The following is a 23,272-nucleotide window of genomic DNA, read 5'->3' as shown; positions in this document are numbered from 1 at the left end:
CACGCCCTTCGTCTGCCCGAGAACGTGTCAGCGCCGGCAGTGGCGCCGAGCCGAAGGAGCGAAGCGACGACCAGAAGCCCCGCCCTGACGGTCCCGGCCCCACCCGAGTTGCCCTGAACCCGGCCATGGGCACTTCGAGGCGCGGGCGACCAGAGCCGGCGCGGCCGCCGGCAGACACGCCCTTCGTCTGCCGGCGGACGTGTCAGCGCGGGGAGTGGCGCCGAGCCGGAGGAGCGAAGCGACGACCATAGGCTCAGTAGGAGCGCAGCGCGTCGATTGCGCGGACCGTGACGTCCTCCACCGGGCCGGTGGCGTCGATGCCGACCAGCTTGCCCTGAGCCCCGTAGTAGTCGACCAGCGGAGCGGTGTCACGGGCGTAGACCCGCAGCCGCTCCGCGATCGTCTCGGCCTTGTCGTCGTCGCGCTGGAACAGCTCGCCGCCGCACCGGTCGCAGATGTCCTCCCGCGACGGCGCGTCGAACTCGACGTGCCAGATCTTCCCGCAGCCACGGCAGGTGCGCCGGCCGGACAGGCGCCGGATCACCTCGTCGTCGTCGACGACGAGCTCCAGCACGAGGTCCAGCGCGGTGCCCAGGTCGGCCAGCAGCTTGTCCAGCGCGTTCGCCTGGGGCGTGGTGCGCGGAAAGCCGTCCAGCAGGAAGCCGTCGGCCGAGTCCGGCTCGGCCAGCCGCTCCCGGACCATGTTGATCGTGACTTCGTCCGGGACCAGCTGACCCGCGTCCATGTAGCGCTTCGCCTCGACGCCGAGCGGCGTCCCCTGAGCCACGTTCGCCCGGAAGATGTCACCGGTCGAGATCTTCGGCACGGCCAGGTGGGCGGCGATGAACTCGGCCTGGGTCCCTTTACCCGCCCCCGGGGGACCAACCAGTACGAGTCTCACCTATGCGCCCCCCTGGCTCGCTCGCTCCGCCCGCCCACTAGCGCAGGAACCCTTCGTAGTTCCGCTGCATGAGCTGGCTCTCGATCTGCTTCACCGTCTCCAAGCCCACACCAACCATGATGAGCACCGCGGTGCCACCGAACGGGAAGTTCTGGAACTGGTTGTTGTCGAGCCAGATGAAGAAGAAGTTGGGCAGGATGGAGATCACACCAAGGTACAGCGAACCGGGCAGCGTGATGCGACTAAGGATGAAGTCAAGATAGTCCGCCGTCGGCTTCCCCGGGCGGATACCCGGGACGAACCCACCGTACTTCTTCATGTTCTCCGCGACCTCGGTCGGGTTGAACGTGATGGAGACGTAGAAGTAGGTGAAGAAGATGATCAGCAGGAAGTAGATCACGATGTGCATCCACGAGGCGGGATCCACGATGTTGTTCTGCACCCAGGTCTGCACCGGGCCCGGGTCGTTCTGGTCGAAGAACTGCAGGATCAGCTGCGGCAGGTAGAGCAGCGAGGACGCGAAGATCACCGGGATGACACCGGCCTGGTTGACCTTCAGCGGGATGTACGTCGAGGTGCCGCCGTACATCTTCCGGCCGATCATGCGCTTCGCGTACTGCACCGGAATCCGGCGCTGTGCCTGCTCGATGAAGACGACCAGCGTGATGACCAGCAGGACCATCACGAGGACCGCGATGAACCAGCCCCAGCCGCGGGACTCCTTGATCGCCCAGCCCTCGCTGGGGAGGCGCGCCGCGATCGAGGTGAAGATCAGGACCGACATGCCGTTGCCGACGCCGCGGTCGGTGATCAGCTCGCCGAGCCACATCACCACTCCGGTGCCGGCGGTCATCGTGATGACCAGGGCCACCAGGGTGATCCACATCGGCAGTCCGGTGTTCTCCGGGACGATCGGGAACTGGTCGCACTGGTTGCTGAACAGCTGTCCGGACCGCGCCAGGGCCACGAAGGCCGAGGACTGCAGGACCGCGAGGCCGAGCGTCAGGTACCGCGTGTACTGGGTGATCTTCGCCTGGCCGGACTGGCCCTCCTTGCGGAGCTGTTCGAGGCGGGGGATCACCACCGTCAGGAGCTGCAGGATGATCGACGCGGTGATGTAGGGCATGATGCCCAGCGCGAAGACCGAGAGAGACAACAGCGCGCCGCCGGAGAACAGGTTCAGCAGCGAGAATACCCCGCTGGTGGCCCCGGACTCCATGACGTCGATGCACTTCTGCACGTTGCTGAACGAGACGCCAGGGCTGGGGAGTGTCGCTCCGAGCCGGTAGACCGCGATGATGGCGACTGTAAACAGCAGCTTTTTGCGCAGGTCAGGCGTGCGGAACGCACTGAGAAAGGCGGAGAGCAACTTCTTCCTCCTGCGCGAGGTAGCCGCCACGATGGCGGTCGGAGCGGGTCCCGGTTGCGACACCCGCGTATCCATGGGCTGGAAACGGACTCTAACAGTCGGCGACGTGCCCGGTCAGCATGGCCGGGCACATACACCGGTCCCGATATTAACGGCACGGTGTAGTCGGTTCGACACCGCGCCACCCCTTTTAACGGTGCGATGCCTCACCAGACACTACGACGAGGGTGCTGATCCGCCCACCAACGGCAGGCGAATTCAGCACCCTCGTACGCATGTCGTGCTTACAGCTCGGTCGCCGAGCCGCCGGCCGCCGCGATCTTCTCCTTGGCCGACGCGCTGAACGCATCCGCCTTGACCTGGATCGCAACGCCGTTCAGGTCGCCCGTGCCGAGCACCTTGATCGCGTGACCGCGGCGAACCGCGCCCTTCGCGATCAGCTCGTCCGGGCCGACCTCGCCACCGTTCGGGAACAGCTCGGCGAGGCGGTCCAGGTTCACGACCTGGAAGACGACCTTGTTCTTGTTCTTGAAGCCCTTCATCTTCGGCAGGCGCATGTGGATGGGCATCTGGCCACCCTCGAACGCCGCGGAGATGTTCTTGCGGGCCTTGGAACCCTTGGTACCGCGACCGGCGGTCTTGCCCTTGGAGCCCTCACCGCGACCCACGCGGGTCTTGGCCTTCTTGGCTCCGGGCGCCGGCCGGAGGTCATGAATCCGGATGGTCATTAGTCGACCTCCTCCACCCTCACGAGGTGGTTCACCGCGAAGATCATGCCGCGAATCTCGGGCCGATCCTCCTTGACCACCACATCGTTGATCCGCTTCAGGCCGAGCGAACGCAGCGACTCACGCTGGTTGTGCTTGGCGCCGATGGTGGACCGCAGCTGCGTCACCTTCAGGCGAGCCATCTCAGACCCCCGCCCCTGCCCGCGCCGCGAGCATGGCGGCCGGAGCGACGTCCTCGACCGGCAGGCCACGACGAGCCGCGACGGCCTCGGGCGACTCAAGCAGCTTGAGCGCCGCCACCGTGGCGTGCACGATGTTGATCGGGTTGGACGAGCCCAGCGACTTCGACAGGATGTCGTGGATGCCCGCGCACTCCAGCACGGCACGCACCGGGCCACCGGCGATGACGCCGGTACCGGCGGAGGCCGGCTTCAGGAGCACGACACCGGCGGCGTCCTCACCCTGCACCGGGTGCGGGATGGACGCGGCGATGCGCGGCACCTTGAAGAAGTGCTTCTTGGCCTCCTCGACACCCTTGGCGATCGCCGCGGGCACCTCCTTGGCCTTGCCGTAGCCGACACCGACGGTTCCGTCGCCGTCACCCACGATCACGAGCGCGGTGAAGCTGAAGCGACGACCGCCCTTGACGACCTTCGCGACACGGTTGATCGCGACGACCCGCTCGAGGTGCGGGGTCTTCTCGGCCGGAGCGTTACCCCGGCCACCGTCGCGGCCGCGGCCCTCGCGACGGCCGCCGCCACCTTCAGAACCGCCGGACCCGCCGCCTCGGCGCTGTTGACCTGGCATTGGTCTTCCTTCCTAGAACTCGAGTCCGGCTTCGCGGGCGGCCGACGCCAGGGCGGCGATGCGCCCCGCGTACCGGTTGCCGCCGCGGTCGAAGACGACCTTGCTGACGCCCGCGGCCTTGGCCCGCTCGGCGAGGAGCTCGCCGACCTTGCCGGCCAGGGCGCTCTTGTCGCCCTCGCCACCACGGAGGGTGGCGTCCATCGTCGAGGCCGACGCGAGGGTGTGACCCTTGGTGTCGTCCACGACCTGAGCCGTGATGTGCCGCAGCGACCGGGTGACGACCAGGCGAGGACGCTCCTCCGTGCCACGCACGACGGTGCGCAGCCGGAAGTGACGACGCGCGCGGCCGACGGCCCGCTTCGCGGCGATACCGCCGCCGTTGCGGCGCTTGAGCAGCGTGGCGCTCACTTCTTGCCTGCCTTTCCAGCCTTACGGCGGATGACCTCGCCCTGGTACTTCACGCCCTTGCCCTTGTAGGGCTCCGGCGGGCGGATCTTGCGGATGTTCGCGGCGACCTCACCCACCAGCTGCTTGTCGATGCCGGCCACGTGGAACAGGGTGGGGCGCTCGACGGTGAAGGAGATGCCAGCCGGGGGCTGGATCACCACAGGGTGCGAGAAGCCGAGGGCGAACTCGAGGTCGCTGCCCTTGGCGGTGACTCGGTAACCGGTGCCGTTGATCTCCAGCGACTTCCGGTATCCCTCGGTCACGCCGACGATCATGTTGGCGACGAGCGTACGGCTCAGGCCGTGCAGCTCCTTCGCCTTCCGCTCGTCATTGGGGCGGGTGACCTGGATCGTGCCGTCATCCGCCCGCTCGGCGGTGATCGGCTCGGCCAGGGTGTGCGACAGCTCACCCTTGGGGCCCTTCACCGTTACCAGGGCGCCGTCGATCTTGACATCGACGTTGGCCGGCACGGTGATCGACTTACGTCCGATTCGCGACATTAGAGCTCTTCCTCACCAGACGTAGGCGAGGACTTCCCCGCCCACCCCTCGCTTGCGGGCCTGCCGGTCGGTGAGCAGCCCCTGGGACGTCGAGATGATCGCCACGCCGAGGCCGCCGAGCACGCGCGGCAGCTCCGGGGACTTGGCGTACACCCGCAGACCGGGCTTGGAGACCCGGCGGATTCCGGCGAGGCTGCGCTCGCGGCTCGAGCCGTACTTCAGCTCGACCACCAGCTTCTTGCCGACGACGTCCTCTTCCGGGTTCTCGACCGTCCAGCTGGCGATGTAACCCTCGGCCTTGAGGACCTCGGCGATGTTCGCCTTGATCTTCGAGTAGGGCATCGCCACCCGGTCGTGATACGCCTGGTTGGCGTTACGCAGACGCGTGAGCATGTCTGCGATCGGGTCAGTCATGGTCATTGGTTTGTCAGCCTTTCTCGCCGGGGTTCCCAGGCGATGTGCCGGGGCCTACGGCGAAGAGGTGCCACTGTCTTATCTGTGAAAATCGCAGCGTGGCGGATGGTTACCAGGAAGCCTTCGACACACCGGGCAGCTCGCCGCGGTGGGCCATCTCCCGGATGCAGACGCGGCACAGACCGAACTTGCGGTAGACGGCCTTCGGCCGGCCACACCGCTGGCAACGGGTGTACGCGCGCACCGCGAACTTGGGCTTCGCGGCCGCCTTCAGGATCAGCGCCTTCTTGGCCATGTCTAGCTCACTGCTCCTTGAACGGGAAGCCAAGGAGCTTCAGCAGCGCCCGGCCCTCATCGTCGGTCTTCGCCGAGGTCACCACGGTGATGTCCATGCCCCGGGTACGGTCGATCCGGTCCTGGTCGATCTCGTGGAAAACCGACTGCTCGGTCAGGCCGAACGTGTAGTTGCCGTTGCCGTCGAGCTTGCGGCCGTCGAGACCGCGGAAGTCGCGGATACGCGGCAGCGCGATCGACAGCAGCCGGTCCAGGAACTCCCACATCCGGTCGCCGCGAAGGGTGACCTTCGCGCCGATCGGCATGCCCTCGCGCAGCTTGAACTGCGCGATGGACTTGCGGGCCCGGCGGACCAGCGGCTTCTGGCCGGTGATGGTGGCGAGGTCGCGCACGGCACCGTCGATGAGCTTCGCGTCCCGCGCGGCCTCACCGACACCCATGTTGACCACGATCTTCACCAGACCGGGGACCTGCATGGCGTTCCCGTACTCGTACTGCTCACGCAGCTGCGCGATGATCTCGTTCCGGTACCGCGTCTTGAGACGCGGCTGGATCTTGGTTTCGGTAGCTGCCGTCATCACAGTTCCTTACCGCTGCGGCGCGAGATACGGATCTTGGTGCCGTTCTCGTCGATCCGGTAGCCCACCCGGGTCCGGTTGCCGTCGGAGTCGACCACCATCACGTTCGAGACGTGAATGGGGGCCTCCTGCGTCACGATGCCACCGGTCTTGGCGCCACGCTGGGTGGTCTGGATGCGCTGGTGCTTCTTGACTCGGTTCACGCCCTCGACCAGGACCTTGTCCAGGCGGGGGTAGGCCGCGATGACCTTACCCCGAACGCCCTTGTCCTTCCCGGCGATGACCTCGACCGTGTCGCCCTTCTTGACCTTCACGGTCACAACACCTCCGGGGCGAGCGAAATGATCTTCATGAACCGCTTGTCCCGCAGCTCGCGGCCCACCGGGCCGAAGATACGGGTGCCACGGGGGTCACCGCCGTCCTTGATGATCACGGCGGCGTTCTCGTCGAAGCGGATGTACGACCCGTCGGGCCGGCGCCGCTCCTTCGCGGTACGGACGACGACCGCCTTGACGACGTCGCCCTTCTTGACACCGGCGCCCGGGATCGCGTCCTTGACGGTGGCCACGATGACGTCGCCGATGCTCGCGTAGCGCCGACCCGAGCCGCCGAGCACCCGGATGCACAGGATCTCCCTGGCACCCGTGTTGTCGGCGACGCGCAGTCGCGACTCCTGCTGGATCACGTCTATCTCCTATGTCTGCCAGTTCTCCGCCCGGGAGGGGGCGGAGCTTGGCGGAACCTGGTCCGCGCTAGGCGCGGGCTGATTTCCCGCACCGACACGTGCCGGGGCCGAAGCCCCGGAACCTGTCGGGCTACTTCGCCTTCTCGAGGATCTCGACGATCCGCCACCGCTTGGTGGCCGACAGCGGCCGGGTCTCCATCAGGGAGACGCGGTCGCCGACGCCGGCGGCGTTCTGCTCGTCGTGGACCTTCAGCTTGCGGGTACGGCGGATGACCTTGCCGTACAGCGCGTGCTTGACCCGGTCCTCGACCTCGACGACGACGGTCTTGTCCATCTTGTCGCTCACGACAAGGCCCTCACGGACCTTGCGCTGGCGACGAGCGGCCGTAGCGTTCTCTTCACTCATCACGCAGTCACCTCAGACGGCGCGGACGAGAGACCCAGCTCCCGCTCACGCAGAATCGTGTAGATCCGGGCAATCTCCCGGCGGACGACAGGCAGCCGCCGGTTGTTGTCCAGCTGCCCCGTGGCGCCCTGCACTCGGAGGTTGAACAGCTCCGCCTTGGCCTCCTTGAGCTTCGCGGTCAGCTCCTCGTCGGAGAGCTCACGGAACTCGGTGGCCTTGGTACCGGCTGCCATCACGCCTCACCCACTTCGCGCTTCACGATGCGGCACTTCATCGGCAGCTTGTGAATCGCGCGGCGCATCGCCTCACGCGCGATCGCCTCGTTCGGGAAGGACATCTCGAACAGGACGCGGCCCGGCTTGATGTTCGCGACCCACCACTCGGGCGAGCCCTTACCGGAACCCATGCGGGTCTCAGCCGGCTTCTTGGTCAGCGCCTGGTCCGGGAAGACCGTGATCCAGACCTTGCCGCCACGCTTGATGTGACGGGTCATCGCGATACGGGCCGACTCGATCTGCCGGTTGGTGACGTAGGCCGGCTCCAGTGCCTGGATACCGAACTCACCGAACACCACTCGGTTGCCGCCCTTACTCGCACCGTGACGGTCCGGGTGGTGCGGCTTGCGGAAGCCCTTCGGGGGCTTGCGCGGGATCAGCATCTGTCAGCCCTCCTGCTGCGTTTCTGCGACAGCCGGCGCGGCCGCGACAGCCGCGTTGCTGACGGACTCGCCGGTGGGCGTGTCCGACTGCTGCTGCGCGGCGGCGGCCGCACGACCGGCCTCGGTGCCGCCCGCGGTGGTGCCGGACGAGCCGGACCGGCCACGACGCGGCCGCTCGGGCCGGTCGCCGCGCTCACGGCGCGGACGGGACGGGGCCGTGTCCTGCGGAGCCTCGCGGCCCGGCACGGCGTCACCCTTGTAGATCCACACCTTCACGCCGATCCGGCCGAAGGTGGTACGGGCCTCGAAGAAGCCGTACTCGATGTTGGCCCGCAGCGTGTGCAGCGGGACGCGACCCTCACGGTAGAACTCCGTGCGGCTCATCTCGGCGCCGCCGAGGCGGCCCGAGACCTGCACCCGGATGCCCTTGCAGACCGGGTTCTTCATCGCGGACTGCATCGCCTTGCGCATGGCACGACGGAAGCTGACCCGGCTGGAGAGCTGCTCGGCGACGCCCTGGGCAACCAGCTGCGCGTCCGACTCGGGGTTCTTGACCTCGAGGATGTTCAGCTGCACCTGCTTGCCGGTGAGCTTCTCCAGCTCGCCCCGGATCCGGTCCGCCTCCGCGCCCTTACGGCCGATGACGATGCCCGGACGGGCGGTGTGGATGTCGACGCGAACCCGGTCCCGGGTGCGCTCGATGTCCACCTTGGAGATGCCGGCGCGCTCCAGGCCCCGGGACATCATCCGGCGAATCTTGACATCCTCGCCGATGTAGTCCTTGTAGAGCTTGTCCGCGAACCAGCGGGACTTCCAGTCGGTCGAGATGCCGAGTCGGAACCCGTGCGGGTGAACCTTCTGACCCATTACTCGGCCGCCTCCGTCTCGTTCTTGGGCTGCTCGGCCGCGGGAGCGGCCTTCTTGGCAGCGGCCTTCTTGGCGGGCCGCGCCTTCGGCGCCACAGCCTCGACGGCGATCGTGATGTGGCAGGTGCGCTTGCGGATGCGGTAAGCCCGACCCTGAGCGCGCGGCCGGAACCGCTTGAGCGTCGGGCCCTCGTCCACAAACGCCTCGGCGACCAGCAGCGCGTCAGGATCCAGCCGCTCGTTGTTCTCAGCGTTCGCGATCGCGCTGGCCAGCACCTTGTAGACCGGCTCGCTCGCCGACTGCGGTGCGAACTGCAGCACGGTGAGCGCCTCCTTCGCGGGCAGACCACGAACGAGGTCGACCACCCGACGCGCCTTCATCGGCGAGACGCGGACGTGCCGCGCCACCGCCCGCGCGCCCGGCAGCACCGGAGCGTCGCCTTTTCCTGGCATCGCTGTAACCCCTTGATCCTCTAATCCGTGACTTCTGCTCAGCGCCGGCGGCTCTTGCGGTCGTCCTTCTCGTGACCCTTGAACGTGCGGGTCAGAGCGAACTCACCGAGCTTGTGACCGACCATCGCCTCGGTGACGAACACCGGGACGTGCTTGCGCCCGTCGTGCACGGCGATCGTGTGCCCGAGCATCTCGGGGATGATCGTCGAGCGACGCGACCAGGTCTTGATGACGTTCTTGGTGCCCTTGTCGTTCTGCACTTCCACCTTCTTGATCAGGTGGTCGTCGACGAACGGGCCCTTCTTCAGGCTGCGAGGCATGTCAGTTCTCCAGTCCAGCTGTCTCTATCAGCCGCGCTTGCGGGTCGCGTAGCGGCGGCGGACGATCAGCTTGTCGCTCGCCTGGCCCTTGCGGCGGGTACGGCCCTCGGGCTTACCAGCCGGGTTGACCGGGTGGCGACCACCGGAGGTCTTGCCCTCACCACCACCGTGCGGGTGGTCGACCGGGTTCATGGCGACACCACGGACGGTCGGGCGCTTGCCCTTCCATCGCATGCGGCCGGCCTTGCCCCAGTTGATGTTCGACTGGTCGGCGTTGCCGATCTCGCCGACGGTGGCGCGGCAGCGCACGTCGACGCGCCGGATCTCACCGGACGGCATACGCAGCGTCGCGTACTGCTCCTCGCGGCCCAGCAGCTGGATGCCGACGCCGGCCGAGCGGGCCAGCTTGGCACCGCCGCCCGGGCGCAGCTCCACCGCGTGCACCTGAGTACCCACCGGGATGTTGCGCAGCGGCAGGTTGTTGCCCGGCTTGATGTCGGCGCCGACACCGGCCTCGACCTTGTCGCCCTGCTTCAGGTCCTTCGGCGCGAGGATGTACCGCTTCTCGCCGTCGATGTAGTGCAGCAGCGCGATCCGGGCGGTGCGGTTCGGGTCGTACTCGATGTGAGCGACCTTGGCCGGGATGCCGTCCTTGTCCGCCCGCTTGAAGTCGATCAAGCGGTACTGACGCTTGTGGCCACCACCCTGGTGACGGGTCGTGATCCGGCCGTGCGCGTTGCGGCCGCCCTTCTTGGGCAGCGGCACGAGCAGCGACTTCTCCGGGGTGGAGCGCGTGATCTCGGCGAAGTCCGAGACGGAGCCACCACGGCGGCCCGGCGTCGTCGGCTTGTACTTACGAATAGGCATGTCCTACACCCCTCAGCTGACCGGGCCGCCGAAGGCCTCGATGCGGTCGCCGTCGGCCAGCTTGACCAGAGCGCGCTTCGTAGCCTTGCGCTGGCCGAAACCGGTCCGCGTCCGCTTCCGCTTGCCCTCGCGGTTCGCAGTGTTCACGGTCAGTACGCGCACGTTGAAGATCTGCTGGATAGCGATCTTGATGGCGGTCTTGTTCGCGTCCGGGTGGACCAGGAACGTGTACCAGTTCTGGTCGAGGACGCTGTAGCTCTTCTCGGAGACCACCGGCGCGATGATGATGTCGCGCGGGTCCGCGATGGTGGTCACTTGTCGCCCTCCTCGGACTTGCCGGCGCCCGTGAACTCGTCGTAGGCGTCCTTGGTGAAGATCACCGCGGAGGAGTTCAGCACGTCGTACGTGTTGAGCTGCCCGACCTCGAGGAGGTGCACGGTCGGCTCGTTGCGCAGCGAGAGCCAGTTCAGCTCGTCCACGCCGGTCAGCACGACCAGGACCTTGGTCTCCTCGGTGACCTTGCGCAGCGTGGCCAGCGCGGCCTTCGTCGACGGCACCTCGCCCGCGACGAACGCCTCGACCACGAACACCGCGTTGTCGCGGGCCCGGTCGGAGAGGGCGCCCCGCAGCGCGGCGGCCTTCATCTTCTTCGGGGTCCGCTGCGAGTAGTCGCGCGGCACGGGGCCGTGCACGACGCCACCGCCGGCGAACTGCGGCGCCCGGGTCGAGCCCTGACGGGCGCGGCCGGTGCCCTTCTGCTTGTAGGGCTTCCGGCCACCGCCGGAGACCTCACCGCGGGTCTTCACCTTGTGCGTGCCCTGGCGGGCGGCCGCCAGCTGAGCCACCACGACCTGGTGCATCAGCGGGATGTTGGCCTGCACGTCGAAGATCGCCGCGGGCAGCTCGACGGAGCCGGCCTTCGCGCCCTCGGTGTTCAGCACGTCAACGGAGCTCACTTGGCAGCACCCTTCTTGACGGGGGCCTTCGCCGCGGAGCGAACCAGGATCAGCGCGCCCTTGGGGCCGGGAATGGCACCGCGGACGAGCAGCAGGTTGTTCTCCACGTCGACCGCCTGAACGGTCAGGTTCTGCACGGTGTAGCGCTCGCTGCCCATCCGGCCCGCCATGCGGACGCCCTTGAACACGCGACCGGGCGTCGCGCAGGCGCCGATCGAGCCCGGGGAGCGGTGCTTACGCTCGACACCGTGGCTCGCGCGGAGGCCGTGGAAGCCGTGCCGCTTCATGACACCGGCGAAGCCCTTGCCCTTGGTCCGGCCGGTCACGTCGACCGGGGAACCCACCGGGAACGAGTCCACGGTGACCTCCTGGCCGAGCGAGTACTCGCTGGCGTCGGTCGTCCGCAGCTCGACGATGTGACGACGCGGCGCCACCTCAGCCTTGGCGAAGTGCCCGGCCCGCGGCTTGCTCGCCTTGCGGGGGTCGATCGCACCGAACGCCAACTGGATCGCGGAGTAGCCGTCCGTGTCAGCGGTGCGGACCTGGGTCACGACGCACGGGCCGGCCTGCACCACGGTCACCGGGACAACCTTGTTGTTGTCCCAGACCTGGGTCATGCCGAGCTTGGCGCCCAGGATGCCCTTCACTTGCCTGTCCATGAGTTCGCAGTCCCTACAGCTTGATCTCGATGTCGACGCCGGCCGGCAGGTCGAGACGCATCAGCGAATCGACCGTCTTCGGGGTCGGGTCGATGATGTCGATCAGACGCTTGTGCGTACGCATCTCGAAGTGCTCGCGCGAGTCCTTGTACTTGTGCGGCGAACGGATCACGCAGAAACGGTTGATCTCCGTGGGCAGCGGCACCGGGCCCGCGACCTGCGCCCCGGTGCGCGTCACCGTCTCGACGATCTTCCGCGCCGAGGAATCGACGACCTCGTGGTCGTAGGCCTTGAGCCGGATGCGGATCTTCTGTCCCGCCATGGTGGCTTCTGTTTCCTTCTCTCGATGCCGCTACCTGCCGAGTAGAACTCCTCGGCATGCCCCCGGATCAGACTCGGCCGGATGTCCCACCGGCCGGATTTGACCCGGGGCACAGGACCCTCGGTCCTGTGCTGTCCGACCCCCGCGGTCGGGCGTGTCGCGTTTTAACTTCACGCTCCGCCCCGAAATTCGGAGCGGTTGCCCGTCGGCCCTCGACGAGGACCTCGTCCGCCGGGATCGGGGCGCCCTGGGCGATCAACCAACTATTCATTGATCAACAAACCCCAGACGCCGGGCGAGGGCGACCGGACATGGTGCCGTTACCGACACAGCACATCCAGCCGCCCCGCGCGGACGCAACCTGACTAGTATGCCGTACTACCTCACGGCAATGCTAATCGGGGTACCTGTTTACGTCTTGATTACTTGATGATCTTCGTGACCGTGCCGGCGCCGACGGTGCGGCCACCCTCACGGATCGCGAACTTCAGACCCTGGTCCATGGCGATGGGCTGGATCAGCTTGACGGCCATGGAGGTGCTGTCGCCCGGCATGACCATCTCGGTGCCCTCGGGGAGGGTCACGACGCCGGTCACGTCCGTGGTACGGAAGTAGAACTGCGGGCGGTAGTTCTGGAAGAACGGCGTGTGCCGGCCACCCTCCTCCTTGGAGAGGATGTAAACCTGGCCCTCGAACTCCGTGTGCGGAGTAGAGGTGCCCGGCTTCACGATGACCATGCCGCGCTCGACGTCCTCGCGCTTGATGCCACGGAGGAGCAGACCGACGTTCTCGCCGGCACGCGCCTCGTCGAGCACCTTGCGGAACATCTCGATACCGGTGCAGATCGTCTTGGTCGACTTCTCGCGGATGCCGACGATCTCCACCTCCTCGTTCGGCTTGAGGATGCCGCGCTCCGCGCGACCGGTGACCACGGTGCCGCGGCCGGTGATCGTGAAGACGTCCTCGATCGGCATGAGGAACGGCTTCTCGGTCTCGCGCTCGGGCTGCGGGATCGCGGTGTCGACCGCGTCCATCAGCTCGAGCAGCTTGCCGGTCCACTCCGGGTCGCCCTCGAGCGCCTTGAGCGCCGAGACGCGCACGACCGGCAGGTCGTCGCCCGGGAACTCGTAGGTGCTGAGCAGCTCACGGACCTCGAGCTCGACGAGCTCGAGGAGCTCCTCGTCGTCGACCATGTCGCTCTTGTTGAGCGCCACGACGATGTACGGAACGCCGACCTGGCGGGCCAGGAGCACGTGCTCCTTGGTCTGCGGCATCGGGCCGTCGGTCGCCGCGACCACCAGGATCGCGCCGTCCATCTGCGCGGCACCGGTGATCATGTTCTTGATGTAGTCCGCGTGGCCGGGGCAGTCGACGTGGGCGTAGTGCCGCTTGTCGGTCTGGTACTCGACGTGCGCGATGGAGATCGTGATACCACGAGCCTTCTCCTCCGGCGCCTTGTCGATCTCGTCGAACGGCGTGTAGGGGTTCAGGTCCGGGTACTTGTCGTGCAGGACCTTGGTGATGGCCGCGGTCAGCGTCGTCTTACCGTGGTCGATGTGACCAATGGTGCCGATGTTGACGTGCGGCTTAGTCCGCTCGAACTTCGCCTTCGCCACTGGGTCCTCCTGTGGACTGTCTGGTTCCGTCCGCAGCGCTGGCTGGAGCACTACGAACACTGTCGACTGTGCGCCACGGGCCGGATTCACATCCGGCCCGTGACACTGCGGTCTTTGAGGCCGCTCGGCCATCTTCAGGCCAGGTCACAACACAGCCCGCCGAGACGGGCCAGGGGAATTACTCCCCGGTCGCCTTGGCGATGATCTCCTTGGCCACGGACGCGGGGACCTCGGCGTAGGAGTCGAACTGCATGCTGTAGCTCGCCCGGCCCTGGGTCTTCGACCGCAGGTCGCCGACGTAGCCGAACATCTCCGACAGCGGCACCGAGGCGCGGACGACGCGAGCGCCGCTCCGCTCCTCCATGGCCTGGATGATGCCGCGGCGGGAGTTGAGGTCGCCGATGACGTCACCCATGTTCTCCTCAGGAGTGGTGACCTCGACGGCCATCATCGGCTCGAGCAGCGCCGGGTCGGCCTTGCGAGCCGCCTCCTTCAGCGCCATCGAGCCGGCGATCTTGAACGCCATCTCGGACGAGTCAACCTCGTGGTACTGGCCGTCGACCAGCGTCAGCTTGACACCGACCAACGGGTAGCCCGCGAGGATGCCGTACTGCATGGCGTCCTGCGCACCGGCGTCGACCGAAGGGATGAACTCCTTCGGGATGCGACCGCCGCTGACCGCGTTCACGAACTCGTAGGTCGGGCCGTCGTTCTCCAGCGGCAGCGGCTCGACGCCGATGATGACGCGGGCGTACTGACCCGAGCCACCGGTCTGCTTCTTGTGGGTGAACTCGACCTTCTCCACCTTGCGGCGGATGGTCTCGCGGTACGCGACCTGCGGCTTGCCGACGTTCGCCTCGACGTTGAACTCGCGGCGCATGCGGTCCACCAGGATGTCCAGGTGGAGCTCGCCCATGCCGGAGATGACCGTCTGACCGGTCTCATCGTCGTTGCGGACGCGGAAGGTCGGGTCCTCCTCGGCCAGGCGCTGGATCGCGGTGCCCAGCTTCTCCTGGTCCGACTTGGTCTTCGGCTCGATCGCCACCGAGATGACCGGCTCCGGGAACGTCATCGACTCGAGGATGACCGGGTTCGCCGGGTCGGACAGGGTGTCACCGGTGGTGGTCTGCTTCAGGCCCTGGACGGCGATGATGTCGCCGGCCTGCGCCTGAGGACGCTCCTCGCGCTTGTTCGCGTGCATCTGGTAGATCTTGCCGATCCGCTCCTTGCGGTCCTTGGTGGAGTTGACCACCTGGGAACCGGAGTCGAGCGTGCCGGAGTAGACCCGGACGTACGTGAGCTTGCCGAGGTGCTTGTCGGTCTGAATCTTGAACGCCAGGCCGGAGAACGGCTCCGAGTTCGACGGCTTCCGCAGCAGCGGGGTCTCGCCGTCGGTCTTGGTGCCCTCGATGGCCGGGATGTCCAGCGGCGACGGCAGGTAGTCCACCACGGCGTCGAGCATGGGCTGAACGCCCTTGTTCTTGAACGCCGAACCGGTGAGCACCGGGTTCGCCTTGCCGGAGATCGTGGCGCGGCGGATGCCGGCCTTGATCTCGTCGATCGAGAGCTCCTCGCCCTCCAGGTACTTCTCCATGATGGCGTCGTCGTTCTCGGCGAGCGTCTCGAGGAGCTGGGTCCGCCAGAGCTCGGCGTCGTCCTTCATCTCGGCCGGGATCTCCTCGACCGCGTAGTCCTCGCCCATCTTGGTCTCGCCACGCCAGGTGAGAGCCTTCATGGTGATGAGGTCCACGACGCCGATGAAGTCAGCCTCGTTGCCGATCGGGATCTGCAGCACGAGCGTGGTGGCGTTCAGCCGGTCCTTCATCATCTGCACGCAGCGGAAGAAGTCGGCGCCGGTCCGGTCGAGCTTGTTGACGAAGCACATCCGCGGGACGTTGTACTTGTCGGCCTGCCGCCAGACGTTCTCGGTCTGCGGCTCTACGCCGGCGACGCCGTCGTAGACCGCGACCGCACCGTCCAGAACACGCAGCGACCGCTCGACCTCGACCGTGAAGTCGACGTGGCCGGGCGTGTCGATGATCTGGATCGTGTGGCCCTTCCACTCGCACTTCGTCGCAGCGGAGGTGATGGTGATGCCACGCTCCTGCTCCTGCTCCATCCAGTCCATGGTGGCCGCGCCATCGTGGACTTCACCGATCTTGTACGTGATACCGGTGTAGAAGAGGATTCGCTCAGTAGTCGTGGTCTTGCCGGCATCGATGTGCGCCATGATGCCGATGTTGCGTACGTTGGCGAGCGCGTCTGCGGCGGCCACTGTAATCCCTACTTCGTCGTCTCGTCGGGTTGCTGAACCACCCGGCATCACACCGGATGAGGATTGCGCCGGGTGATCCAGCGGTGTGCCCGGCAGCCAGCCGCGAAGCCGGCGCCGGGCGGCTGGATCACCAGCGGTAGTGCGCGAAGGCCTTGTTGGACTCGGCCATCTTGTGCGTGTCCTCGCGACGCTTCACAGCGGCACCGAGGCCGTTGCTCGCGTCGAGCAGCTCGTTCTGCAGCCGCTCGATCATGGTCTTCTCGCGGCGCGCCTTGGAGTACGTGGTCAGCCAGCGCAGGCCCAGCGTCAGCGCGCGGGACGGGCGGACCTCGACCGGCACCTGGTAGGTCGCGCCACCGACACGGCGGCTGCGGACCTCGAGGGTCGGCTTCACGTTGTCCATGGCGCGCTTCAGCGTCACGACCGGGTCGGTGCCGGTCTTCTCACGGCAGCCCTCAAGCGCGCCGTAGACGATGCGCTCCGCGAGCTGACGCTTGCCGTCCGCCAGGATCTTGTTCACCAGCTGCGTGACGAGCGGCGAGTTGTAAACCGGGTCCGGCGTCAGCGGCCGGCGGGGAGCGGGGCCCTTACGCGGCATGTCAGCTCTTCTCCTTCTTCGCGCCGTAGCGGCTGCGCGCCTGCTTACGGTTGCGGACGCCCTGGGTGTCCAGCGAACCGCGGATGATCTTGTAGCGAACGCCCGGCAGGTCCTTCACACGACCGCCACGCACGAGCACGATCGAGTGCTCCTGCAGGTTGTGACCCACACCGGGGATGTACGCGGTCACCTCGATCTGGCTGCTGAGCTTGACACGAGCGACCTTGCGCAGCGCCGAGTTGGGCTTCTTCGGGGTGGTGGTGTAGACGCGCGTGCAGACTCCGCGACGCTGGGGACTCCCCTTCAGCGCCGGCGTCTTGGTCTTACTCGTCTTCGCCTGGCGGCCCTTGCGGACCAGCTGCTGGATCGTGGGCACCGGGTACTCCGCTCCCTGTCCTGTCCGGGCCCGTTGCCTGGGCCCGTCAACTTCCGTGGTGGCCGCCCTGGTGGCGGCCTGACCGTCTGTCTTACCTACCCGGCTGCGCCGGTCTTGCCTCTTGCTGCCGATCGGGGGGCCTGCTGGGAGTAGGCCTCTCGACCCCCGCGGTCGGGCGTGTCGCCCGGCGCTACGGTCGCGCGGTGAAGACTCGCGCTGGTCTGCCATTGTCGTGGTGCGCGTCGCTCATCCGGCTTGAACTCCGGACCGAACGGCGCACGCACAAGTTGCCCGGGCAAGCCCGGGCACGAAGGGAAAGAGTACCCACCGTGAGGGCGCTGGTCAAAACCGGACGGTAAGGAGAGCTATCTCCCCACTACACGACCCCCAACGGATCTCCGGCTTCGGACCTCACACCCGGCGATCTGGCATCCGGAAAGACCCGGGACCCAGAACTCCTGATGCTGACACCTTCAGCGACGAACTCTGCAACAGCGACGAACCACTCTGCGAGGCCAAGTGTACCCGGTCGCCAGGGACGCCATTCACTGACTCCCTACATGCCCGCGAGCCCCCGGGCAAGTACCTACGACAGGCTCAGGACCACGACGATCAGCAGCGAGAGCAGCGCCACCGCGGCACCTCCGCCACCGAGCGACAGACCGGTGATCGCCAGGCCGCGGCCGCTGAACCGGATCGACGACGACTCGGCCGGCCGGCGCACCTGACGCAGCGCGCCGGTCCCCTGCACCACCGCGCCGACGCCCGCGATCACGGCCAGCAACGCGAACGCGCCGGCGACCAGACCGCCCCAGCCGCTCTGTGCGCCCAGCAGCCCGAAGCACGCCACGGCGAACGACACCAGCAGCGCCACTCCCCCGGTGACCAGCGACCCGATCGCGAGCCCGGAGACCACCGCGGGCACCTCCAGGTGCACCACCGCGAACGGCGTCTCCGGCACCGGCTCCACCCGCTCCGCGTTCCCCCAGCCCTCGCGCGGCGGCGGCGGAAAACCATTCAAACCCATCGGGGGGTACGCCGCGGGCCGCGCGCCGGCCATCGCGGGCGCGCCGGCCATCGCATACCCCGGGTGCGGCATCATCGCGGCCGGAGGCGCCGCCGGCACGGGCGGATACCCCGGATACGCGCCCGGATTCCCCTGGAGGGCCACCGGGTGCCCCGGATACCCGCCATGACCCGGATGCGGCTGCACCGGATACCCATACCCCGGGTGAGACTGACCGGGATACGGCTGCTGCCCCGGATACGGCGGCCCGGGATAGGACTGCCCTGGATACGGCTGTCCGGGATAGGACTGCGCCGGATACGGCTGTCCGGGATACGACTGCTGCCCGGGATAGGGCTGTCCCGGGTAAGGCTGTCGCCCCGGATACGGCGGTCCGGGATGGGACTGCCCCGGATACGGCTGCCGGCCGGGGTAGGGCTGTCCCGGGTAGGACGGATGATCGGGGTAGGCCGCGGGCCGCACCGGGCTCGGCGACGCCGGCGGCGCGAGCGACGGCGGCGTCAGCGGCGCGAGCGACGGCGGCGCTCCGGGCACCACAGCGGACGGTCCCGGCACGGGCGAGGCCTGCGGCGCCGGCGGGGACTCCGGCACGGCTGCGGGCGGCGGCCCGGACCCGGCCACCGGTCGCTGCCACACGGACTCCGGGTAACCGCCCTGCGGCTGTTCGGTCACGCCTGTGTTCTCCTCCCACTGTCCCCACGGCACCGCGGGGCCTCGCGTGCGTCGAGGGCGCCCGCCGAGCATGGCACAGCGGAGCGCGCCCGTGTCAGTCGATGCCGGGCGCGAAGTCCTGCAGCGGCGCGTTGGCGTAGTTGAAGACCGCGACGACCAGCGCCAGCACCAGCGCGCAGGCGGCGAGTGTGATCCCGGACCAGGCGAGCACGGTGCCGCGGCGGACCCACGCGGCGCCGGTCAGATAGCCACCGGACGCATAGGCCTCCCGCTCGGCCTGCCGGGCCAGCAGCAACGCGATCGTGCCCGGCACCAGCCCGCCGACCAGCGGTCCGGTGAGGAACGCGACCAGCCCGAGCGCGAACACGGCCGGCGCCTTGCTCGACCGCACCGGCTCCGGATCGAGCGGGTGCCGGCCCGGCCCGACGACCGCCTGAGAAACGCTCATGCCGTCCATCATCCCTCGTGACGCGCCGAGGGCGGGAGCGCATCTCGCGCTCCCGCCCTCGGCGGTCGTTCACCTGATCAGATCAGCAGCTCAACGGTAGGACCCGAAGTCGAAGTCGTCGAGCGGCACGGCCTGCCCGCTGGCCGGTCCGAAGCCGTAGTCGGTCTCCGGGTAACCGGTCATCGAGTAGACCTTGGCCTTCGCCTCCTCGGTCGGCTCGACCCGGACCGCGCGGTACTTGGAGATACCGGTACCGGCCGGGATGAGCTTACCGATGATCACGTTCTCCTTCAGGCCCACGAGCGAGTCGCTGCGCGAGTTGATCGCCGCGTCGGTGAGGACGCGGGTCGTCTCCTGGAAGGAGGCCGCCGACAGCCACGAGTCCGTGGCCAGCGACGCCTTCGTGATGCCCATGAGCTGGGGACGGCCCGCGGCCGGCTCCCCGCCCTCGGCGACCAGGCGGCGGTTCTCCGACTCGAAGAGCGCGCGGTCGACCAGCAGGCCCGGCAGGAACTCGGTGGAGCCCGAGTCGATGACGGTGACCCGCTTGAGCATCTGGCGAATGATGATCTCGATGTGCTTGTCGTGGATCAGCACGCCCTGCGAGCGGTAGACCTCCTGGACCTCGGAGGTCAGGTGGACCTGGACCGCGCGCGGGCCGAGGATGCGGAGCAACTCGTGCGGGTCGATCGTGCCCTCGGTCAGCTTCTCGCCGACCTGCACGTGCTCGCCGTCCTGGCGACGGAGCTTGGACCGCTTCGAGATCTTGTCGTAGACGATCTCTTCGCTGCCGTCGTCCGGCACCACGATGATCTTCCGGACCCGCTCGCCGTCCTCGATCCGAACGCGACCGGGAGTGTCCGCGATCGGCGCCTTGCCCTTGGGCACACGCGCCTCGAAGATCTCCTGGACACGCGGCAGACCCTGGGTGATGTCCTCACCCGCGACACCACCGGTGTGGAAGGTACGCATCGTCAGCTGCGTGCCCGGCTCACCGATGGACTGGGCCGCGATGATGCCGACGGCCTCGCCGACGTCCACGGTCTTGCCGGTCGGCAGCGAACGGCCGTAGCAGGCCGCGCAGACGCCCAGCTTCGACTCGCACGTCAGCACGGAGCGGACCCGCACGTTCTCGACGCCGGCCGCGTGCAGCGCGTCCACCAGGATCGAGTTGATGTCGGTGCCGCGCTCCGCGACCACCTGACCGTCCGGCCCGGTGATCGTGTCGGCCAGCGTCCGCGCGTGCACGCCGGTCTCGGCGTGCTCGTGGATCTGCAGCACGCCGGCCTGGTCACGCTCCAGCACCTGCATCGGGATCGCGCGCTCGGTGCCGCAGTCCTCCTCGCGGATGATCACGTCCTGCGAGACGTCCACCAGACGACGGGTCAGGTAACCCGAGTCGGCGGTACGCAGGGCGGTGTCCGCGAGACCCTTGCGGGCACCGTGCGTGGAGATGAAGTACTCCAGCACGGACAGACCCTCCCGGTACGAGGCCTTGATCGGCCGCGGGATGATCTCGCCCTTCGGGTTGGCCACCAGACCACGGATCGCGGCGATCTGCCGGAGCTGGAGCAGGTTACCGCGAGCACCCGAGTTGATCATGACCCAGAGCGGGTTGTCCTGCGGGAGCGCGGTGTCCATCTCCTTGGCGACCTCGTTGGTCGCCTTGGTCCAGATCTCGATCAGCTCGCCGCGGCGCTCCTCGGCCGTCATCAGACCGCGCTGGTACTGCTTGTCGATCTGCGCGGCCTCCTTCTCGTACCGCTCGAGGATCGCCGGCTTTCCGGGCGGCGCGACGACGTCGCCCATACCGATGGTCACGCCGGACCAGGTCGCCCAGTGGAAACCGGACTCCTTCAGCGCGTCCAGCGTCGCCGCCAGCGTCACCTTCGGGAAGCGCTCGGCGAGGTCGTTGACGATCGCGGAGAGCTGACCCTTGCGGATCTCGTAGTTGACGTAGCGGTAACCCACCGGGAGCGTCTCGTTGAAGAGCACGCGGCCCAGCGTGGTGTCGACCAGCAGCGGCTGCCCCGGCTCCCAGCCCTCCGGCGCGTCCCACTTCTCGGCCTTGGCACCGTTGTCGACGCTGGACACGTCCCGCAGGCGGATCTTGACCGGGGCACCGAGCCCCAGCTCACCGTTGTCGAAGGCCATCCGCGCCTCGGCGTCCGAGCTGAACACCCGGCCCGCACCCTTGCCCTCGGGCTTGAGGTGGGTCAGGTGGTACAGACCGATGACCATGTCCTGGGTCGGCATGGTGACCGGCTTGCCGTCGGACGGCTTGAGGATGTTGTTCGAGGACAGCATCAGGATCCGCGCCTCGGCCTGGGCCTCGGCGGACAGCGGCACGTGCACCGCCATCTGGTCGCCGTCGAAGTCCGCGTTGAACGCGGTGCAGACGAGCGGGTGGATCTGGATGGCCTTGCCCTCGACCAGCCGCGGCTCGAAGGCCTGGATGCCGAGACGGTGCAGCGTCGGGGCACGGTTCAGCAGAACCGGGTGCTCCGTGATGACCTCGTCCAGCACGTCCCACACGACCGGGCGCTGACGCTCGACCATGCGCTTGGCCGACTTGATGTTCTGCGCGTGGTTCAGGTCGACCAGGCGCTTCATCACGAACGGCTTGAACAGCTCCAGCGCCATCATGCGGGGCAGGCCACACTGGTGCAGCTTGAGCTGCGGGCCCACCACGATGACAGAACGGCCGGAGTAGTCGACGCGCTTGCCGAGCAGGTTCTGACGGAACCGGCCCTGCTTGCCCTTGAGCATGTCGGACAGCGACTTCAGCGGGCGGTTACCCGGGCCGGTGACCGGCCGGCCGCGGCGGCCGTTGTCGAACAGCGCGTCGACGGCCTCCTGCAGCATCCGCTTCTCGTTGTTCACGATGATCTCGGGAGCGCCCAGGTCGATCAGGCGCTTGAGCCGGTTGTTCCGGTTGATCACGCGGCGGTACAGGTCGTTCAGGTCGGAGGTGGCGAAGCGGCCACCGTCGAGCTGCACCATCGGGCGCAGGTCCGGCGGGATGACCGGAACGCAGTCCAGGACCATGCCGAGCGGCGAGTTGCGGGTGTTCAGGAACGCCGCCACGACCTTGAGCCGCTTGAGCGCGCGGATCTTCCGCTGGCCCTTGCCGGACCGGATGATCTCGCGCAGCAGCTCGGCCTCGGCGTCGAGGTCGAGACCCTCCAGCAGCGCCTTGATCGCCTCGGCGCCCATGCCACCGGTGAAGTACTCACCGAACCGGTCGCGCAGCTCGCGGTAGAGCAGCTCGTCCGTGACCAGCTGCTTCTTGTCGAGCTTGCGGAAGGTGTCGAGCACCTCGTCCAGCCGGTCGATCTCGCGCTGCGCGCGGTCGCGGATCTGGCGCATCTCGCGCTCGCCGGACTCCTTGACCTTGCGGCGCACGTCGGCCTTGGCGCCCTCGGCCTCCAGCTCGGCCAGGTCCTGCTCCAGCTTGGCGGCACGCTTCTCGATCTCCGAGTCGCGGCTGTTCTCCGACTGACGCTTCTCCGCGAAGATCTCGTTCTCGATCGTCGAGAGGTCGCGGTGGCGTGCCTCGGCGTCGACGCTCGTCACCACGTACGACGCGAAGTAAATGATCTTTTCGAGGTCCTTCGGCGCGAGGTCCAGCAGGTAACCCAGCCGGCTCGGGACGCCCTTGAAGTACCAGATGTGGGTCACCGAGGCGGCGAGCTCGATGTGACCCATGCGCTCACGGCGGACCTTGGACCGGGTCACCTCGACGCCGCAGCGCTCACAGATGATGCCCTTGAACCGGACCCGCTTGTACTTGCCGCAGTAGCACTCCCAGTCCCGCTGCGGACCGAAGATCTTCTCGCAGAAGAGTCCGTCCTTCTCGGGCTTCAGGGTGCGGTAGTTGATCGTCTCAGGCTTCTTGACCTCACCGTGCGACCACTGCCGGATGTCGTCGGCGGTGGCCAGCCCGATGCGGAGCTCGTCGAAGAAGTTGACGTCGAGCACGTTATATATCCCTCGTGTCGTGTCTGTAAGGCTAGTTGGGCTCCGGGGC

30 protein-coding genes are annotated in these 23,272 nt (G+C 67.6%); all 30 read right to left on the bottom strand.

Translation table 11 applies throughout. The features are described 5' to 3' along the window. Window positions 1-253 precede the first annotated feature (253 nt). The 30 genes from J2S43_RS38215 to J2S43_RS38070 all read right to left on the bottom strand — a co-directional run bounded on the left by J2S43_RS38215 (window position 254) and on the right by J2S43_RS38070 (window position 23,223). Window positions 254-901 (bottom strand): adenylate kinase, encoded by a 648-nt coding sequence (locus tag J2S43_RS38215; RefSeq protein WP_306837777.1) that lies wholly within the window; start codon window positions 899-901, stop codon window positions 254-256. A gap of 37 nt (window positions 902-938) precedes the next feature. Continuing rightward, window positions 939-2,270 (bottom strand): preprotein translocase subunit SecY, encoded by a 1,332-nt coding sequence (secY, locus tag J2S43_RS38210; protein WP_306837775.1) that lies wholly within the window; start codon window positions 2,268-2,270, stop codon window positions 939-941. Window positions 2,271-2,554: 284 nt separating this feature from the next. After that, window positions 2,555-2,998, bottom strand: coding sequence for a 50S ribosomal protein L15 (gene rplO, locus J2S43_RS38205; protein ID WP_306837773.1), 444 nt, complete (start codon window positions 2,996-2,998; stop codon window positions 2,555-2,557). Further along, window positions 2,998-3,180: a 50S ribosomal protein L30 gene (gene rpmD / locus J2S43_RS38200; RefSeq protein ID WP_306837771.1), complete on the bottom strand. Its 183-nt coding sequence runs from the start codon at window positions 3,178-3,180 to the stop codon at window positions 2,998-3,000. The genes rplO and rpmD overlap by 1 nt, the downstream gene beginning before the upstream one ends. 1 nt (window position 3,181) lies before the next feature. Continuing rightward, window positions 3,182-3,805, bottom strand: coding sequence for a 30S ribosomal protein S5 (rpsE, locus tag J2S43_RS38195; protein ID WP_306837769.1), 624 nt, complete (start codon window positions 3,803-3,805; stop codon window positions 3,182-3,184). Window positions 3,806-3,817: 12 nt separating this feature from the next. Further along, a complete protein-coding gene (rplR, locus tag J2S43_RS38190) occupies window positions 3,818-4,213 on the bottom strand; it encodes a 50S ribosomal protein L18 (RefSeq protein WP_306837767.1) in 396 nt (131 codons plus the stop codon). After that, window positions 4,210-4,752, bottom strand: coding sequence for a 50S ribosomal protein L6 (gene rplF, locus J2S43_RS38185; RefSeq protein ID WP_306837765.1), 543 nt, complete (start codon window positions 4,750-4,752; stop codon window positions 4,210-4,212). The genes rplR and rplF overlap by 4 nt, the downstream gene beginning before the upstream one ends. Before the next feature lie 12 nt (window positions 4,753-4,764). After that, window positions 4,765-5,172: a 30S ribosomal protein S8 gene (rpsH, locus tag J2S43_RS38180; RefSeq protein ID WP_306837763.1), complete on the bottom strand. Its 408-nt coding sequence runs from the start codon at window positions 5,170-5,172 to the stop codon at window positions 4,765-4,767. Between the two features lie 103 nt (window positions 5,173-5,275). Further along, complete coding sequence (locus J2S43_RS38175; RefSeq protein ID WP_033342853.1) at window positions 5,276-5,461, bottom strand: type Z 30S ribosomal protein S14; 186 nt, start codon at window positions 5,459-5,461, stop codon at window positions 5,276-5,278. 7 nt (window positions 5,462-5,468) lie between these two features. Next, a complete protein-coding gene (rplE, locus tag J2S43_RS38170; protein ID WP_306837757.1) occupies window positions 5,469-6,038 on the bottom strand; it encodes a 50S ribosomal protein L5 in 570 nt (189 codons plus the stop codon). After that, window positions 6,038-6,358 (bottom strand): 50S ribosomal protein L24, encoded by a 321-nt coding sequence (gene rplX, locus J2S43_RS38165; RefSeq protein WP_306837755.1) that lies wholly within the window; start codon window positions 6,356-6,358, stop codon window positions 6,038-6,040. Before rplX ends, rplE begins: the two co-directional genes overlap by 1 nt. Next, window positions 6,355-6,723, bottom strand: a complete 369-nt coding sequence (gene rplN, locus J2S43_RS38160; RefSeq protein WP_007465279.1) for a 50S ribosomal protein L14 — start codon at window positions 6,721-6,723, stop codon at window positions 6,355-6,357. The genes rplX and rplN overlap by 4 nt, the downstream gene beginning before the upstream one ends. A gap of 130 nt (window positions 6,724-6,853) precedes the next feature. Then, window positions 6,854-7,129, bottom strand: a complete 276-nt coding sequence (rpsQ, locus tag J2S43_RS38155; RefSeq protein ID WP_306837748.1) for a 30S ribosomal protein S17 — start codon at window positions 7,127-7,129, stop codon at window positions 6,854-6,856. After that, window positions 7,129-7,362 carry a 50S ribosomal protein L29 gene (rpmC, locus tag J2S43_RS38150; RefSeq protein WP_306837746.1) on the bottom strand — a complete coding sequence of 78 codons (234 nt, stop codon included), beginning with the start codon at window positions 7,360-7,362 and terminating at the stop codon, window positions 7,129-7,131. Before rpmC ends, rpsQ begins: the two co-directional genes overlap by 1 nt. Beyond that, window positions 7,362-7,787: a 50S ribosomal protein L16 gene (gene rplP / locus J2S43_RS38145; protein ID WP_306837743.1), complete on the bottom strand. Its 426-nt coding sequence runs from the start codon at window positions 7,785-7,787 to the stop codon at window positions 7,362-7,364. The genes rpmC and rplP overlap by 1 nt, the downstream gene beginning before the upstream one ends. 3 nt (window positions 7,788-7,790) lie before the next feature. Further along, the gene (rpsC, locus tag J2S43_RS38140; RefSeq protein WP_306837741.1) at window positions 7,791-8,654 is read right to left on the bottom strand and encodes a 30S ribosomal protein S3; all 864 of its coding nucleotides are present in this window, start codon (window positions 8,652-8,654) and stop codon (window positions 7,791-7,793) included. Further along, a complete protein-coding gene (gene rplV / locus J2S43_RS38135) occupies window positions 8,654-9,106 on the bottom strand; it encodes a 50S ribosomal protein L22 (protein ID WP_035086821.1) in 453 nt (150 codons plus the stop codon). The genes rpsC and rplV overlap by 1 nt, the downstream gene beginning before the upstream one ends. 38 nt (window positions 9,107-9,144) lie before the next feature. Next, window positions 9,145-9,426: a 30S ribosomal protein S19 gene (gene rpsS, locus J2S43_RS38130; protein ID WP_306837738.1), complete on the bottom strand. Its 282-nt coding sequence runs from the start codon at window positions 9,424-9,426 to the stop codon at window positions 9,145-9,147. A gap of 27 nt (window positions 9,427-9,453) precedes the next feature. After that, window positions 9,454-10,293 carry a 50S ribosomal protein L2 gene (gene rplB, locus J2S43_RS38125; RefSeq protein WP_306837736.1) on the bottom strand — a complete coding sequence of 280 codons (840 nt, stop codon included), beginning with the start codon at window positions 10,291-10,293 and terminating at the stop codon, window positions 9,454-9,456. A gap of 12 nt (window positions 10,294-10,305) precedes the next feature. After that, window positions 10,306-10,608 carry a 50S ribosomal protein L23 gene (gene rplW, locus J2S43_RS38120; protein WP_306837735.1) on the bottom strand — a complete coding sequence of 101 codons (303 nt, stop codon included), beginning with the start codon at window positions 10,606-10,608 and terminating at the stop codon, window positions 10,306-10,308. After that, a complete protein-coding gene (gene rplD, locus J2S43_RS38115; RefSeq protein ID WP_306837733.1) occupies window positions 10,605-11,249 on the bottom strand; it encodes a 50S ribosomal protein L4 in 645 nt (214 codons plus the stop codon). Before rplD ends, rplW begins: the two co-directional genes overlap by 4 nt. Then, window positions 11,246-11,908: a 50S ribosomal protein L3 gene (gene rplC / locus J2S43_RS38110; protein WP_306837731.1), complete on the bottom strand. Its 663-nt coding sequence runs from the start codon at window positions 11,906-11,908 to the stop codon at window positions 11,246-11,248. The genes rplD and rplC overlap by 4 nt, the downstream gene beginning before the upstream one ends. 13 nt (window positions 11,909-11,921) lie before the next feature. After that, complete coding sequence (rpsJ, locus tag J2S43_RS38105; RefSeq protein WP_007073037.1) at window positions 11,922-12,230, bottom strand: 30S ribosomal protein S10; 309 nt, start codon at window positions 12,228-12,230, stop codon at window positions 11,922-11,924. A gap of 422 nt (window positions 12,231-12,652) precedes the next feature. Continuing rightward, on the bottom strand, window positions 12,653-13,846 hold the full coding sequence (gene tuf, locus J2S43_RS38100) for an elongation factor Tu (protein ID WP_306837545.1): 1,194 nt from the start codon (window positions 13,844-13,846) through the stop codon (window positions 12,653-12,655). A gap of 178 nt (window positions 13,847-14,024) precedes the next feature. Continuing rightward, on the bottom strand, window positions 14,025-16,121 hold the full coding sequence (gene fusA, locus J2S43_RS38095; protein WP_306837543.1) for an elongation factor G: 2,097 nt from the start codon (window positions 16,119-16,121) through the stop codon (window positions 14,025-14,027). Between the two features lie 127 nt (window positions 16,122-16,248). Next, window positions 16,249-16,719: a 30S ribosomal protein S7 gene (gene rpsG / locus J2S43_RS38090; protein ID WP_306837541.1), complete on the bottom strand. Its 471-nt coding sequence runs from the start codon at window positions 16,717-16,719 to the stop codon at window positions 16,249-16,251. A 1-nt stretch (window position 16,720) separates the two neighbouring features. Further along, entirely contained in the window at window positions 16,721-17,095 is a 375-nt protein-coding gene (gene rpsL, locus J2S43_RS38085; RefSeq protein ID WP_033342866.1) for a 30S ribosomal protein S12, read from the bottom strand. Window positions 17,096-17,681: 586 nt separating this feature from the next. Next, the gene (locus J2S43_RS38080) at window positions 17,682-18,221 is read right to left on the bottom strand and encodes a hypothetical protein (protein WP_306837538.1); all 540 of its coding nucleotides are present in this window, start codon (window positions 18,219-18,221) and stop codon (window positions 17,682-17,684) included. 667 nt (window positions 18,222-18,888) lie between these two features. Then, entirely contained in the window at window positions 18,889-19,242 is a 354-nt protein-coding gene (locus J2S43_RS38075) for a hypothetical protein (RefSeq protein WP_306837536.1), read from the bottom strand. 90 nt (window positions 19,243-19,332) lie between these two features. Continuing rightward, on the bottom strand, window positions 19,333-23,223 hold the full coding sequence (locus J2S43_RS38070) for a DNA-directed RNA polymerase subunit beta' (protein WP_306837534.1): 3,891 nt from the start codon (window positions 23,221-23,223) through the stop codon (window positions 19,333-19,335). Between the last annotated feature and the right edge of the window lie 49 nt (window positions 23,224-23,272).

Source organism: Catenuloplanes nepalensis (assembly GCF_030811575.1).
In the GTDB taxonomy this organism is placed as follows: Bacteria; Actinomycetota; Actinomycetes; order Mycobacteriales; family Micromonosporaceae; genus Catenuloplanes; species Catenuloplanes nepalensis.
The sequence above is the reverse complement of the archived record's forward strand: the minus strand, read 5'-3'. Positions and strand labels throughout refer to the sequence as shown.